Origin of the sequence: Agrobacterium tumefaciens, from assembly GCF_009649785.1 — a bacterium.
GTDB classification, from domain to species: Bacteria; Pseudomonadota; Alphaproteobacteria; order Rhizobiales; family Rhizobiaceae; genus Agrobacterium; species Agrobacterium tumefaciens.
In genome coordinates, this window is sequence record NZ_WJOK01000008.1 from 67,276 (window position 1) to 80,557 (window position 13,282).

Genomic DNA, 13,282 nt, shown 5'->3' on the forward strand with positions numbered 1-13,282 from the left:
GAGCATATGCGACGTCCTGATTGTATCTTGTGTGTCTAGATCCTTGGGACAAGCCCAAGGATGACGTTGAGTATAAGGGAACATACCGCAATCGTTCTCGGAGCGCTTACTGCTCCCAGTCTTCCCGCTCGCGGATGGTTGCCTTTCCAAGCTTCCGTTCCAGCTCGGTGGCCTGCGCTTCCGACAGGCGTACATCAAGGGAAACCGAACCGTCCTCATTGTCTTCGCGGCTATCCACGATGGAGTTGCTATAGACCCATGAGATCAGCGGCAATTGCTCGACGGAGAGGACTACAGTCGTTTCCGTCAGGACACCTGACAGACGGCCGGAAATCTCGTCCATCAGGGCATCGACGCCCTCGCCCGTGACCGCCGAAACGGCACGAATATCGGAGCGGCCCTCGGCACGTTCAATGATGGCGTCATGCGCTTCGGGTTCGAGACGATCGACCTTGTTCCAGACCTCGATGATGCGCTTTTCGGCTTCCTTTTCGTCGATGCCGAGATCGCCAAGAATGCGCAGCACATCGGCCGACTGGGCGGCATTATCCGGATCGGACATGTCGCGCACGTGCAAAATAAGATCGGCTTCCAGCACCTCTTCCAGCGTTGCGCGGAAAGCGGCGACGAGATGTGTCGGCAGATCGGAGATGAAACCGACGGTATCGGACAGGATAACCGTGCGGCCATGCGGCAGCTTCATGCGGCGCAAGGTTGGATCGAGCGTTGCGAACAGCATGTCTTCCGCCAGAACGCCAGCGCCGGTAATACGATTGAACAGGGTGGACTTGCCGGCATTGGTATAACCGACCAGCGCCACGATCGGATGCGGCACCTTTCGGCGCTTGGCGCGGTGAAGCTGGCGGGTGCGCACGACCTGCTCCAGCTCGCGCTCGAGCTTGACGATGCGATCCTGCAGCAGCCGACGGTCGGCCTCGATCTGCGTTTCACCCGGACCGCCCATGAAGCCCGCGCCACCGCGCTGGCGTTCAAGGTGGGTCCAGCTTCTGACGAGGCGGCCCTTCTGATAGTTCAGATGCGCAAGATCGACCTGCAACGTGCCTTCCTTGGTGGAGGCACGGCGGCCGAAGATTTCGAGGATCAGGCCCGTCCTGTCGATGACCTTGGCATTCCACTGCTTTTCAAGATTGCGCTGCTGCACCGGGGTCAAAGGATGATCGACGATCACCAGACCGGAATTGGTTTCATCCAGAAGATGGCCGATTTCCTCGATCTTGCCGGTTCCAAACAAAGTCGCCGGACGCGGCTGGTTGACCGGCACGACAAGACCTTGCGTCACCTCAAGATCAATGGCGAGCGCCAGCCCCTTTGCTTCCTCAAGCTTGGCCTCAACAGACCGTACAGGAGAAACCGGACCCGCCACCGCATCACGGCTTTCGCGCTGCTGCTTGAGGACAGGCACGATGACCACCGCACGCATGTCGTCGCGGTGCTTTTCCTGTTCGGGGATCATCGATTCGTTCGAGGTGTCGCGCGTCGTAATGGGTTCAGCCTTATCAAGAAATGAATTTGCAGCCGACCGCATCCGTGCGGACGACTATGCGGATTAACCTGATTGAACCGGAAATGTTCCCGGTTCAGGTCAGCTTATATCGAAGATACCGTTGAGGGAGCCTGATCAGGCTGCGCCTTCTTCGCTCTCGAACATCTGCATCGGCTGGCCGGGCATGATGGTGGAGATCGCATGCTTGTAAACAAGCTGCGAGTGACCGTCACGGCGCAGAAGCACGCAGAAATTATCGAAGGAAGTGACAACGCCCGTCAGCTTGACGCCGTTGATCAGGAAAATCGTGAGCGAAATCTTTTGCTTACGAACGGTATTGAGGAAAAGATCCTGAAGGTTTTGAGAACGTTCCGCCATGGCGCCGCTTCTTTCTTTTTTGCCGGCAGGGATACCGGAAAATAATCAATCAATAATAAGCCGGCCGAGTCTAGTCCCCCGCTTGGCCGACCTGCAACTCTGGTATCAAATCGTGTCCTGTTCCGCAACGGCGAAAACAGCCGAATGAGTACGAGTATTGACCTGCTTTTTCGATTCGAAACAGTCAGAAATATTGTATCGAAACCCGGAAAAGCTGTTCCACGTCGCGCACCGCATCGGCAGATGCAAACAGCACGACGCGGTCCTTCGCCTTGATCTTCGTGCTGCCGTCCGGGCGGATCACCACACCGTCGCGATAGATCGCGCCGATGCGCACGCCATCAGGCATATCGATGTCACGGAAGGACTGGCCGACCAGCGGCGAAGTCTCCAGCGCCTCTGCCTCGATTACCTCCGCCGAGCCGCGCTGAACGGCATAAACCGACCGGATACGGCCCTTGCGCACATGCTGGAGAACGCGCGAAATGGTAACGGCCCGGGGATTAATATAGGCGTCGAGACCGAGTGAATCCGCAACCTCGTGAAAGGACGAGCTGTTCAACAATGCAAGGTTGGATTTGCAGCCGAGCTGCTTGGCCATCACCGCCGCCAGTATATTGGTCTGATCGCTGTTGGTCAGCGTCACGATCAGATCCGCATCCTGAATATCGGCCTGCAGCAAAATCTTCTGGTCCAGCGCCGAACCATGCATGACAATGGTGTTGCTGAGCTGTTCCGATGCGGCAATAGCCCTGTCGCGATCCGCCTCGATGATCTTTACCCGCGTCTTAGGCTGCAACTCCTCGATCTTCTGCGCGACGAAGTGGCCAATATTGCCGGCGCCCGCAATGACGATGCGCTGCGCCTCCTGCTCCTCATGGCCGAAGAGGCCAAGGGTGCGGCGTGCGTGCTGGCGCTGACAGATGACATAAGCGAGGTCGCCGACGCGCAGCTGCTCGGAGGAGTGCGCGACCTTGAGGATGCCGTTCCGGTAGACACCCACCACGGTTGCGATAAGGTCCGGAAAGAGGTTGGAAAGCTGCTGGAGCGGCGTATTGATGACCGGGCAGTCCTCCATGCACTCGATTGCCAGCATGAAGACCGTGTCGTCGGCGAAACGCACGACATCGGTGGCACCCGGAAAGGCGATGCGCCTGAGTACCATCTTGCCGACTTCGACTTCAGGCGAAATCGTCACGTCGATCGACATGTTTTCGCGGCTGAACAGATCGGCATATTCCGGTTTCAGATAGCTTTGGTCGCGGATGCGGGCGATCTTGGTCGGAACGCTGAACAGCGCATGCGCAACCTCGCAGGCGACGATATTGATCTCGTCATGCAGGGTCACGGCGATGATCATGTCGGCCTGGTCCGCACCCGCCTTTGCCAGCATGTCGGGATGGGCGCCATGGCCGACATAACCGCGCACATCCAGCGTCTCTGTAATGGCGGTAATGAGGGTCGCGGAGGTATCGATGACCGATACCTCATTATCCTCGCGCGACAGTTGTTCGGCAATGCCGTAACCCACCTGCCCTGCGCCGCAAATGATGACTTTCATGCTGTCTCTCTGACGGAATAATCGATTACGACGACTTGGGCCTTCGTCTCTTATACGCCGAGAGATTTCAGTTTGCGATGCAGTGCCGATCTTTCCATGCCGACAAATTCCGCCGTTCGTGAAATATTGCCGCCGAAGCGGTTGATCTGGGCGACCAGATAGTCCCGCTCGAACATTTCACGTGCTTCGCGCAGCGGCAGGGTCATGATGTGCTGATCGCCTTGCGCCGAAATCTTCGGCAGCATGTCGCCAATATCCGCCGGCAACATGTCTGCCGAGATTGGTGCCTCACCGCCTTCGGGGCGTGCCAGAATCATCAGCCGCTCGATATTGTTGCGGAGCTGGCGAATGTTACCCGGCCAGTCATGCGTCTGGAGAACGGCCATGGCGTCATCGCCGATCTTGCGCGGGCGGATGCCGGCCTGTTCGGAAATCTGCCGCATGAACATGTCTACGAGGAAAGGAATATCCTCACGCCGCTCGGACAGCGCCGGCACCTTCACCGGCACCACGGCGAGGCGATGGTAGAGATCTTCGCGGAACTGGCCTTCGGCGATCAGGCTTTCGAGGTGATGGGCGGTTGAGGAGATGATGCGCACATCCACCTTTACCCGCTTGCCGCCACCGACACGCTCGAACTGCTGATCGACCAGCACGCGCAGGATCTTGTTCTGCGTTTCGCGCGGCATCTCGCCGACTTCATCGAGATAGAGAACACCGCGATGGGCCTCTTCCAGAGCGCCCACCTTGCGCGGCTGCCCGGGCAGGCCTTCCGTGCCGAACAAGGCGATTTCCATGCGGTCCGGCGTGATGGTCGCAGCGTTCAGCGCAACGAAAGGTCCTGTAGCACGCGAGGATTTCTTGTGCACCATGCGCGCCACCAGCTCCTTTCCGGAACCGGAGGGGCCGAGAATCATGATGCGGCTGTTGGTGGGCGCCACGCGGTCAATGGTCTGGCGAAGTTGGGAAACCGCAAGCGACGCGCCGACGAGTTCAACCGCATCGCCAGTGCGCTTCTTGAGTTCCTGCACCTCCCGCTTCAGCTTGGAGTTCTCCAGCGCGCGTTCGGCAATCAGGATCAGGCGGTCTGCCTTGAACGGCTTCTCAATGAAATCGAACGCGCCGCGCTTGATGGCGTTGACGGCGGTTTCGATGTTGCCGTGACCGGAAATCATCACAACAGGGATATCGGGATGGCGGCTCTTGATCTCGTCCAGCAGGGCCAGACCGTCGAGCTTCGACCCCTGCATCCAGATGTCGAGAAAGATGAGACGCGGAACGCGTTCGGAAATGGCGGCCAGCGCGCTGTCGCTGTCGAACGCCATGCGCGTCTCGTGGCCTTCATCGGAAAGAATACCCGCTACGATTTCGCGAATGTCCGCCTCGTCATCCACGACCAGAATATCAGACGCCATATGCTGCTTCCTTGTTATTTTTGCCGCCGACCGCCTCGATATAGGGCAGCAGCACTCTGATCATGGCACCGTGGCCATGGTCGAACTCCGGCGGGGCATCGTGGAGTTCCAGATACCCGCCATGCTCTTCGATGATTTTCTTGACGATGGCGAGGCCGAGGCCCGTACCCTTGTCCCGCATCGTCATATAGGGTTCGAGAATGCGGTGACGGTTCTCGACGGGCAAGCCTCTGCCATTGTCGATGATGTCAGCCACGAACCGCGAATTGGCCTCGTCGAAGGATGCGCGCACCAGGATTTTACCTGGCCGCTTTTCGCCTTCCACCGCTTCGATCGCTTCCGTTGCATTCTTGATGAGATTGCCGAACGCCTGTCCCAGCATGCGGGCATCGAACATGCCCTCCAGCGGGACATCGCCAAATTCCGTCGAGAATTTCGTGTCTGCGGCGCTTATTTCGCGCAGGAATGCCGCGTCCTTCAAGATCGAACGCAGGTCCGACTTTTCCTTCGTGGGCTTCGGCATGCGCGCAAAGGCCGAGAATTCATCCACCATCCGGCCGATGTCACCAACCTGCCGGACGATGGTGTCCGTACACTGGTCAAAGATGGCGCGATCGTTCTCGTCGATCTGCTTGCCGAAGCGGCGTTTGATGCGCTCGGCAGAAAGCTGGATAGGTGTCAGAGGATTCTTGATCTCATGCGCAATACGCCGCGCGACGTCGGACCAGGCGGTCGAGCGCTGGGCAATGACGAGATCGGTGATATCGTCGAGCGTGATGACGTAGCTGTCGCGGCTGTCGCGCGCATCCTCACGGGTCACCTGCACATTGAGCGTCCGTTCCGTGCCGCGCCGCATGATGTTGATCTGCTTGCGGAAATTGCCGCGCGACCAGGTGTTGGCCTCGGTCACGACCTCTTCGATTTCAGGCGCGATATCAGATAGTTGCGCACCGATAAGCTGGTCGGAGGAAAGCGCCACGAATTCTTCAGCCGAAGGATTGACGATGGTGATCCTGCGGTTTTCATCAATGCCGATAACGGCGGCGGTAACGCCCGACAACACGGCCTCGATGAAGCGGCGGCGATCATCGATGTCGTCTTTCGCTTCAATGATCTGTTCCTGTTGGCTGCGCAGTTCCGAGACCATCTTGTTGAAGGTGCGCGACAGGCGGCCAACGTCGCCATCGATGGCGCGAACGGGAACCAGCACATGCATGTTTCCGGTGGCGACACTGTCTGCGGCGCTGATGAGGAGACGGATAGGACGCACGATACGGTCGGCCACCGCAATCGCGGTCCAGATCGCCGCCAGAAGCACGATCAGCGCGAAACCGAGATAAAGGATTGCAAACGCAATCTGCAACGGCGCACGGCCGGCCTCCATCGCCTTGTATTCGGCGCGGTTCTCTTCCATCAGCCGCATCGCGCCCATCACCTTGGGATCGACGGCACGCACGGTATAAAGAAACGTACCGCTGATGCCCTCGAGCTTGATGATGGCGCCGACGAGATTGGTGATGCCAGGCGGAATAAGGGTTGGCTGACCAGCGGCGGCCTTTTCAAGCGCATCGTGCGGAATGGCCGGAAGCGGCTTTTCCGTCTTGATATCGGCTTGCGCGACGGCGTCGCCGTCTTCCTGCACCAGGAATGCGCCGAGAAGACCACGGCCCTTGGCCTGACGGGTCATGAGATCGACGAAGCCGGTGCGGTCGAGATAAAAGAGCGCGCGATTGCGGTCGAGGTCGGTGGCCATCGACAGGGTCTGTCCCTGAAGATAACCGGCATTCTCCATCATATAGGCCTGGGCGATATTGCTGGAGGAATCGACGATCGACTGGGTACGTAGCGCAAACCAGCGGTCGAGACCGACATTCAGCGTCAGACTGGCGAAGATGGCGACAAGAACGGCCGGTGTAATCGCAACGATGGAAAACAGCACGACGATGCGCACATGCAATCGTGCCGCCGCCCTGCCCTTTTTCCGCGCTTTCAGCAGGCGGTTGATTTCCCGACCGATGAGAAAGATCAGTCCGATCACAAAGACCGAATTGATGACGACCGAGGCGATGACGACATTCGATGTCGGCGCAATCGGTGTTACGCCCAGAAGCACGAAAAGTGTCAGTATGGCGCAAACAAGGGCGACACCGGCAAGCACCAGCCCCGGCAGAGCGAAAGACATCCTGCGATCGGCTACCACCATTCCCGCTGCGTCTTCGGCAACGGCTTTTTCGGCGGCGGGTTTCCGCATGCATTTCTCCCAATCGCTGGCTAGCCAGCACCACATTCATGAAAATGGGCGAATCCGCCTCGTGCCGGCGAATCTCTCTCCATCCTAGTGTTTTCCAAGCAACACAATGTGGCGAAAATGCAACGACAACCGCGGCCTTGTCAACATTCTCAGCTGGGGCGGGAGCTGCGATACACGGAAACGCCAAGCTCGCGAATCTTCTTGCGCAGCGTATTGCGGTTAAGGCCAAGAAGATCGGCGGCCTTGATCTGGTTACCGCGCGTCGCCGTCAGGGCGGCAAGAATAAGCGGATATTCCAGTTCGCGCAGAACACGGTCGTAGAGACCCGGCGGCGGCAGGCCTTCGCCGAAACTTGCGAAATAATCCCGCATGTTTTCCTCGACCGCCTGCGAAATGGTCAATGAGCCGGTGCGAACCGCCATCTTGTCGAGCGGGCTGTCTGGAACATCCGACTGCAATTCCTGCTCGATGATCTCGCGGGTGATGACTTCCTGCGGATAAAGCGCCATCAGGCGACGGATCAGGTTTTCGAGTTCGCGCACGTTGCCGGGCCAGGCATAGGCCTTCATGACTTCCAGCGCCTCGGTCTCGAAGCGCTTTCCTTCCAGCCCCTCCTTCTCACCCGTCTGGATGAAATGGCGAACCAGATCGGGAATATCCTCAGCGCGGTCGCGCAGCGGCGGTAGGCGCAGCGGCACGACGTTTAGGCGGTAATAGAGGTCTTCGCGGAAAAGGCCCTGGTTGATCGACTGCTTCAAGTCCTTGTTGGTGGCGGCGACGATACGAACATCGGTCCTGATCGGCGTGCGTCCACCGACCGTCGTATATTCGCCCTGCTGCAATACGCGCAGCAGCCGCGTCTGGGCGTCCATTGGCATATCGCCGATTTCGTCGAGAAACAGCGTGCCGCCCTCGGCCTGTTCGAAACGGCCGGTCGAGCGGTTCTGCGCGCCGGTGAAGGCGCCCTTCTCATGGCCGAACAGTTCGGATTCGATCAGATCACGCGGGATTGCCGCCATGTTGATGGCGACGAAGGGGCCGTTGCGGCGCTTGCCGTAATCATGCAGCGCGCGCGCCACCAGTTCCTTGCCGGTGCCGGATTCGCCGGTAATCATTAGCGTCAGGTCGGTTTGCATCAGGCGGGCGAGAACCCGGTAGATTTCCTGCATGGCGGCCGAGCGGCCGACGAGCGGCATGCCGTCCTGCATATCGTCGTCCAGTTTGGCGGGCTTGCGCTTCGGCTCCGACAAGGCGCGGCCGATGATGGCAATCAGCTCCGTCAGGTCGAAGGGCTTGGGCAGGTAATCGTAAGCGCCCTTTTCCGAAGCCTTGATCGCGGTCATGAAAGTGTTTTGGGCACTCATCACCAGAACCGGCAGGTCCGGGCGAGCCTTCTTGATGCGCGGAAGCAGATCGAAGGCATTTTCATCGGGCATCACGACATCGGTAACGACCAGATCGCCCTCGCCGGCAGAAACCCAGCGCCAGAGCGTTGCGGCATTGGACGTGATGCGCACATCGTAACCGGCACGGCTGAGCGCCTGATTAAGCACGGTGCGGATCGCGGCATCATCATCGGCGACGAGGATAGTAGCTGTCATCTGTCATTTCCTGTCGAGTTCGGCAAGATGCGGTCGTCCAGCGCCACTTCAGGCGAGACGGGCATCAATACGCGGAAAGTCGTGCGATGGTTCTGGCTGTCGCATTCGACAATGCCGCCATGGGCGCCAATCAGTTTGGCGACAAGCGCCAGACCCAGGCCCGAACCATTCGTCTTGGTGGTAATGAAGGGGTCGAAGAGATGCGGCAGGAGATCGGCCGGCACTCCCGGCCCATTGTCATGGACGCAAAACTCAAGCGGCAGCGAGATGCGTTCGCGGCTGCCTGCCACGGACATGCGCATGCCGGGACGATATGCCGTCGTCAGCACGATCTCGCCCTCCGACTGATTCCCGACGGCTTCCGCCGCATTTTTCACCAGATTGAGAAAGACCTGCACCAGCTGGTCGCGATTGGCATAGACCGCCGGCAGCGATGGATCATAATTCTCGGAAATCTTGATGTTACGGGCAAAGCCAGCCTTGGCTATGGCCTTCACATGGTCGAGCACCGAATGGATGTTGACCGGCACGCGGTCCACCGGACGCTCGTCGGAAAACACTTCCATGCGGTCAACCAGCGAGACGATACGATCGGTCTCGTCGCAGATCAGCCGCGTCAGCGCACGGTCCTCATCGGCAACCGATGTCTCGAGAAGCTGCGCGGCACCACGAATGCCCGAAAGCGGGTTCTTGATCTCATGCGCCAGCATCGAGGCAAGGCCGGTGACAGACCGTGCAGCAGCCCGATGGGTCAATTGCCGGTCGATCTTGTCAGCCATCGACCGTTCCTGGAAGACGACGACAACAGACCCCGGCTCGCTGACAACAGGCGCGACATAGAGATCGACGAGCTTGTCCTGTCCAAGCCGGGGGGAGCTCAGATCGACCCGATATTCATTTACCGGCGCGCGGCGTTCCCGCACCTGATCGATCAGCGCAAGCAGCGGACTGCCGAAGGGAATGAAGGTGGAGACGCGGTAGCGGGCGAGATGGGAGGCGCTGGCCCCGAAAAAAGCTTCTGCTTCCCAATTGGCAAAAGCGATGAAACCTTCGGCATCCACCAGAATAACGGGATTCTGCACCGCGTTCAGAACCGCCATGGCGAGCGGGTTCGCATCTGCCGGGCTGTGTTTATCAGCACTCATGCGGCCTTCCTTGCGGCTTCTTCGCCCGCATTGTCGCAAAGGGCGGAGCGCAGCAGATCAGCCACTTCCCCCGTATCACGCGATGTCATGATTCTAGCCTTGTCGGTGGTGGCGATCTCCGTCGCGAAACGGTCGAGATACCAGCCCAGATGTTTGCGGGCATGCCGAAGACCGGCTTCCCTTCCATAAAATTCGAGCATCATGTCGTAATGTTCGACGGCGATATCGGCAATATCGGCGCGTTGCGGCGCTGCATGTCCGGCCAGTACCGCCGGCAGCCAGGGTTGACCCTGTGCACCGCGACCGACCATAACGGCATCCGCGCCGGAACGGCTGAGGATTTCACGCGCATCTTCGGCGGTCTCGACATCGCCATTGGCGATCAGCGGCACGGAAATCACCTCGCGCACGGCGCGAATGGCATCCCAGTTCGCCCGTCCTTCGTAAAACTGCATGCGGGTGCGGCCGTGAATGGTGATCAGCTGGACACCGGCGGCTTGAGCGCGGCGAGCAATTTCGGGTGCATTGATGGTGTTTTCATCCCAGCCGAGCCGCATCTTCAGCGTCACGGGCACATCGACCGCGCCGACGGTCGCCTCGATCAACGACAGCGCATGATCAGGATCCCGCATCAAGGCCGAACCGGAGTAACCGCCCGTAACCTTCTTGGCCGGACAACCCATATTGATGTCGATGATGCCAGCGCCATTGTCAGCCGCAATTTTTGCCGCTTCCGCCATGAAATGCGCTTCGCGTCCGGCGAGCTGCACCATATGCGGAACCATCCCGGCATTTTTAAGCCGCGCCCAGGATTCCCCACGATTGGCGACAAGTTCCCGGCTTGCGACCATTTCAGTCACCACAAGGCCCGCGCCGTAACGCCAGGCGAGCTGACGGAAAGGCAAATCTGTCACGCCCGACATAGGCGCCAGCACTGCGCGATTACGGATCGCGACTGAGCCGATGCTGAACGGGACTGACAACTCCGGAAGGGGCAAGTGATGATCTTTCGTGCAGAAGAGTTATATGCATTATTTTTAGACAGTGTTTGCGCAGTTGCCAAGCACTTTTACAGGGTTGCACCTTTTATTTGCGCGTGGCCTGCCTGCCTGTTTTGCTGGCGGCGGCAATTTATGCAGGTTTGAACAAACGGGATGACCGATCCTGCGGCATGTGGGTGCGGGTGGGCGGCTTATCGGGCTGGCCATTCGGGTTTTGAAACGCTAGAGCAGGACTGTCAACCATTAAGGGTTGCGCACAAAGCATAAGACCAATGCAGGAAAGTACTATGAAACTCGGCATCGTCGTTGTCGCCGCAGGACGCGGAGAAAGAGCCGGCTCCCCCGAGGAAGGGCCGAAACAATATCGCCCGATCGGTGGCAAGGCCGTGATCGAGCATACATTGTCGACCTTTCTTGCCTGGGCAGACACATCCCCTATCGTGGTCGTTATCCATGCCGACGATGCGGCACTCCTGTCACCAATCCTTGAACGGCTGAATGCCGGAAAGCGGATCGTCACCGTCACGGGCGGCGCAACCCGGCAGCAATCGGTGCTCGCTGGTCTGGAAGCGCTGGCCGCGCAAGACTTCACACATGTGATGATCCACGATGCCGTGCGGCCTTTCATCGCCGTGGACATGCTGGAACGCATCGTGGCGCTGCACAAGGCGGGCGCTGTCGGCGTTCTGCCTGCCCTGCCCGTCACTGATACGCTGAAGCGTGGCGCAGGCGATTCTGTCACGGAAACGGTTTCAAGGCAGGGTCTTTATGCGGCGCAGACACCGCAAAGCTTCGGCTATGGCGAAATCCTCGCCGCGCATCGCGCTGCTGCCACATCTGGAAAAGCCGACTTTACCGATGACGCCTCGATCGCCGAATGGGCAAGTCTGCCTGTGACGCTGACCGAAGGCTCGGTCGACAATGTGAAACTCACTCTCAAGCGGGATATCGCCATGGCCGATGAAAAGCTCTCCTACGGACTGCCTGACGTGCGCACCGGCAATGGTTACGACGTGCACCAGCTGGAAGCAGGAGACGGTGTGACACTGTGCGGCGTCTTCATCGAACACGACCAGAAACTCAAAGGCCATTCGGATGCCGATGTGGCGCTGCATGCGCTGACGGATGCCCTGCTCGCCACCTGCGGCGCTGGCGACATAGGCGATCACTTCCCGCCTTCCGATCCGCAATGGAAGGGTGCCGCTTCGCGCATCTTCCTCGAACACGCGGCCAAGGTAGTCCGCGGCAATGGCGGCACGATCATGAATGCCGATGTCTCGCTGATTGCCGAAGCGCCGCGCATCGGACCGCATCGGCAGGCCATGCGTGAGGCGCTTTCCGACATGCTCGGCATCGCGCTGGAGCGCTGCTCGGTCAAGGCGACCACCAACGAGACGATCGGCTTCGTCGGCCGCCGCGAAGGTATTGCTGCGATTGCCACTGCCACTGTGGTCTACAAGGGCAGACCGCTATGAGCCTGTTTCCTGCGGATATAGAAGAACTGGCGCGGCGGATCATTTCTGACTTTACCGCCGGCGGCTTCATGGTCTCGACGGCGGAAAGCTGTACGGGCGGCCTAATTGCTGGTTCGCTGACGGAAATCGCCGGCTCTTCTGCCGTCGTCGATCGCGGCTTCGTCACCTACACGAACCAGGCCAAGATGGACATGCTTGGGGTTGGAACTGAGACGCTGGCGAATTTCGGCGCCGTATCCCGACAGACCGCGCTGCAAATGGCGCATGGCGCGCTATTTCGTTCCCGGGCGGATTTTGCCGTAGCCGTGACCGGCATTGCCGGTCCGGGCGGAGGTTCGGCTGAAAAACCGGTGGGGCTGGTGCATCTGGCCGCCAGGGCGCGCAGCGGTAAAATCCTGCACCATGAAATGCACTACGGAGAGATCGGGCGCACGGAAATCCGTCTTGCAACCATCAGAACGGCGCTCGAGATGCTGATTACCCTCAATCAGGCTGGGTCCGCGTAGATTTTATCGGCGCGGGTCTCGAAGGCTTCGGCGAACATGCGGAAGGCCCTGTCGAACATCGATCCCATGACCGCACCGAGCAGCCGGTTCTTGAATTCATACTCGATGAAAAAATGAATGGCCGAGCCGCCCTCTGCGGAGGCTTCAAAACGCCAGCGATTGTCGAGATATTTGAACGGGCCGTCGATATATTTCACGTCGATGGCGCGCTCTGCCGGGTTCAGCAGCACCTGCGTGGTGAAGGTCTCGCGAATGGCCTTGTAGCCCACCGTCATATCTGCCACCAGCAGGGTCTTGCCGTCCCGCTCCTTGCGCGAGCGGATGACCAGCGCTTCGCAAAGCGGCAGAAACTGTGGATACTTCTCCACATCGGCGACGAGGTCGTACATGCGGTCGGGTGAATGTTTTACAAGGCGATGCGTTTCGAACTGTGGCATGAGCGGGA

Annotated in this window: 11 protein-coding genes; 2 read left to right on the plus strand and 9 right to left on the minus strand. The window is 59.3% G+C overall.

Going from position 1 to position 13,282, the window contains the following annotated elements; genetic code table 11:
- Positions 1-106 precede the first annotated feature (106 nt).
- The 8 genes from hflX to dusB all read right to left on the minus strand — a co-directional run bounded on the left by hflX (position 107) and on the right by dusB (position 10,838).
- On the minus strand, positions 107-1,474 hold the full coding sequence (gene hflX, locus GH784_RS10505; protein ID WP_236761495.1) for a GTPase HflX: 1,368 nt from the start codon (positions 1,472-1,474) through the stop codon (positions 107-109).
- Between the two features lie 165 nt (positions 1,475-1,639).
- Positions 1,640-1,882, minus strand: coding sequence for an RNA chaperone Hfq (gene hfq, locus GH784_RS10510; protein WP_003496145.1), 243 nt, complete (start codon positions 1,880-1,882; stop codon positions 1,640-1,642).
- A 184-nt stretch (positions 1,883-2,066) separates the two neighbouring features.
- On the minus strand, positions 2,067-3,443 hold the full coding sequence (gene trkA / locus GH784_RS10515) for a Trk system potassium transporter TrkA (RefSeq protein ID WP_003512920.1): 1,377 nt from the start codon (positions 3,441-3,443) through the stop codon (positions 2,067-2,069).
- 50 nt (positions 3,444-3,493) lie between these two features.
- Entirely contained in the window at positions 3,494-4,858 is a 1,365-nt protein-coding gene (gene ntrX, locus GH784_RS10520) for a nitrogen assimilation response regulator NtrX (protein WP_003512918.1), read from the minus strand.
- Positions 4,848-7,109, minus strand: coding sequence for a sensor histidine kinase NtrY-like (locus GH784_RS10525; RefSeq protein WP_003512916.1), 2,262 nt, complete (start codon positions 7,107-7,109; stop codon positions 4,848-4,850). Before GH784_RS10525 ends, ntrX begins: the two co-directional genes overlap by 11 nt.
- Before the next feature lie 149 nt (positions 7,110-7,258).
- The gene (gene ntrC, locus GH784_RS10530; RefSeq protein WP_003512914.1) at positions 7,259-8,710 is read right to left on the minus strand and encodes a nitrogen regulation protein NR(I); all 1,452 of its coding nucleotides are present in this window, start codon (positions 8,708-8,710) and stop codon (positions 7,259-7,261) included.
- The gene (locus GH784_RS10535) at positions 8,707-9,855 is read right to left on the minus strand and encodes a two-component system sensor histidine kinase NtrB (protein WP_003512904.1); all 1,149 of its coding nucleotides are present in this window, start codon (positions 9,853-9,855) and stop codon (positions 8,707-8,709) included. The genes ntrC and GH784_RS10535 overlap by 4 nt, the downstream gene beginning before the upstream one ends.
- On the minus strand, positions 9,852-10,838 hold the full coding sequence (gene dusB / locus GH784_RS10540; RefSeq protein ID WP_272870597.1) for a tRNA dihydrouridine synthase DusB: 987 nt from the start codon (positions 10,836-10,838) through the stop codon (positions 9,852-9,854). The genes GH784_RS10535 and dusB overlap by 4 nt, the downstream gene beginning before the upstream one ends.
- A gap of 305 nt (positions 10,839-11,143) precedes the next feature.
- Between dusB and GH784_RS10545 the strand changes: the two genes are divergently transcribed.
- Both GH784_RS10545 and GH784_RS10550 read left to right on the plus strand, forming a co-directional pair.
- Positions 11,144-12,331 carry a bifunctional 2-C-methyl-D-erythritol 4-phosphate cytidylyltransferase/2-C-methyl-D-erythritol 2,4-cyclodiphosphate synthase gene (locus GH784_RS10545; RefSeq protein ID WP_065704611.1) on the plus strand — a complete coding sequence of 396 codons (1,188 nt, stop codon included), beginning with the start codon at positions 11,144-11,146 and terminating at the stop codon, positions 12,329-12,331.
- Positions 12,328-12,837, plus strand: coding sequence for a CinA family protein (locus GH784_RS10550; RefSeq protein WP_038490894.1), 510 nt, complete (start codon positions 12,328-12,330; stop codon positions 12,835-12,837). The genes GH784_RS10545 and GH784_RS10550 overlap by 4 nt, the downstream gene beginning before the upstream one ends.
- Here the strand turns inward: GH784_RS10550 and GH784_RS10555 are convergent.
- Positions 12,819-13,274 (minus strand): type II toxin-antitoxin system RatA family toxin, encoded by a 456-nt coding sequence (locus GH784_RS10555; protein ID WP_003512897.1) that lies wholly within the window; start codon positions 13,272-13,274, stop codon positions 12,819-12,821. The genes GH784_RS10550 and GH784_RS10555 overlap by 19 nt on opposite strands.
- Between the last annotated feature and the right edge of the window lie 8 nt (positions 13,275-13,282).

What these genes read in the sequence shown, in the direction of transcription:
- hflX (WP_236761495.1), bottom strand. Translation starts at nt 1,474, where the DNA reads ATGATCCCCGAACAGGAAAAGCACCGCGACGACATGCGTGCGGTGGTC.
- hfq (WP_003496145.1), bottom strand. Translation starts at nt 1,882, where the DNA reads ATGGCGGAACGTTCTCAAAACCTTCAGGATCTTTTCCTCAATACCGTT.
- trkA (WP_003512920.1), bottom strand. Translation starts at nt 3,443, where the DNA reads ATGAAAGTCATCATTTGCGGCGCAGGGCAGGTGGGTTACGGCATTGCC.
- ntrX (WP_003512918.1), bottom strand. Translation starts at nt 4,858, where the DNA reads ATGGCGTCTGATATTCTGGTCGTGGATGACGAGGCGGACATTCGCGAA.
- GH784_RS10525 (WP_003512916.1), bottom strand. Translation starts at nt 7,109, where the DNA reads ATGCGGAAACCCGCCGCCGAAAAAGCCGTTGCCGAAGACGCAGCGGGA.
- ntrC (WP_003512914.1), bottom strand. Translation starts at nt 8,710, where the DNA reads ATGACAGCTACTATCCTCGTCGCCGATGATGATGCCGCGATCCGCACC.
- GH784_RS10535 (WP_003512904.1), bottom strand. Translation starts at nt 9,855, where the DNA reads ATGAGTGCTGATAAACACAGCCCGGCAGATGCGAACCCGCTCGCCATG.
- GH784_RS10545 (WP_065704611.1), top strand. Translation starts at nt 11,144, where the DNA reads ATGAAACTCGGCATCGTCGTTGTCGCCGCAGGACGCGGAGAAAGAGCC.
- GH784_RS10550 (WP_038490894.1), top strand. Translation starts at nt 12,328, where the DNA reads ATGAGCCTGTTTCCTGCGGATATAGAAGAACTGGCGCGGCGGATCATT.
- GH784_RS10555 (WP_003512897.1), bottom strand. Translation starts at nt 13,274, where the DNA reads ATGCCACAGTTCGAAACGCATCGCCTTGTAAAACATTCACCCGACCGC.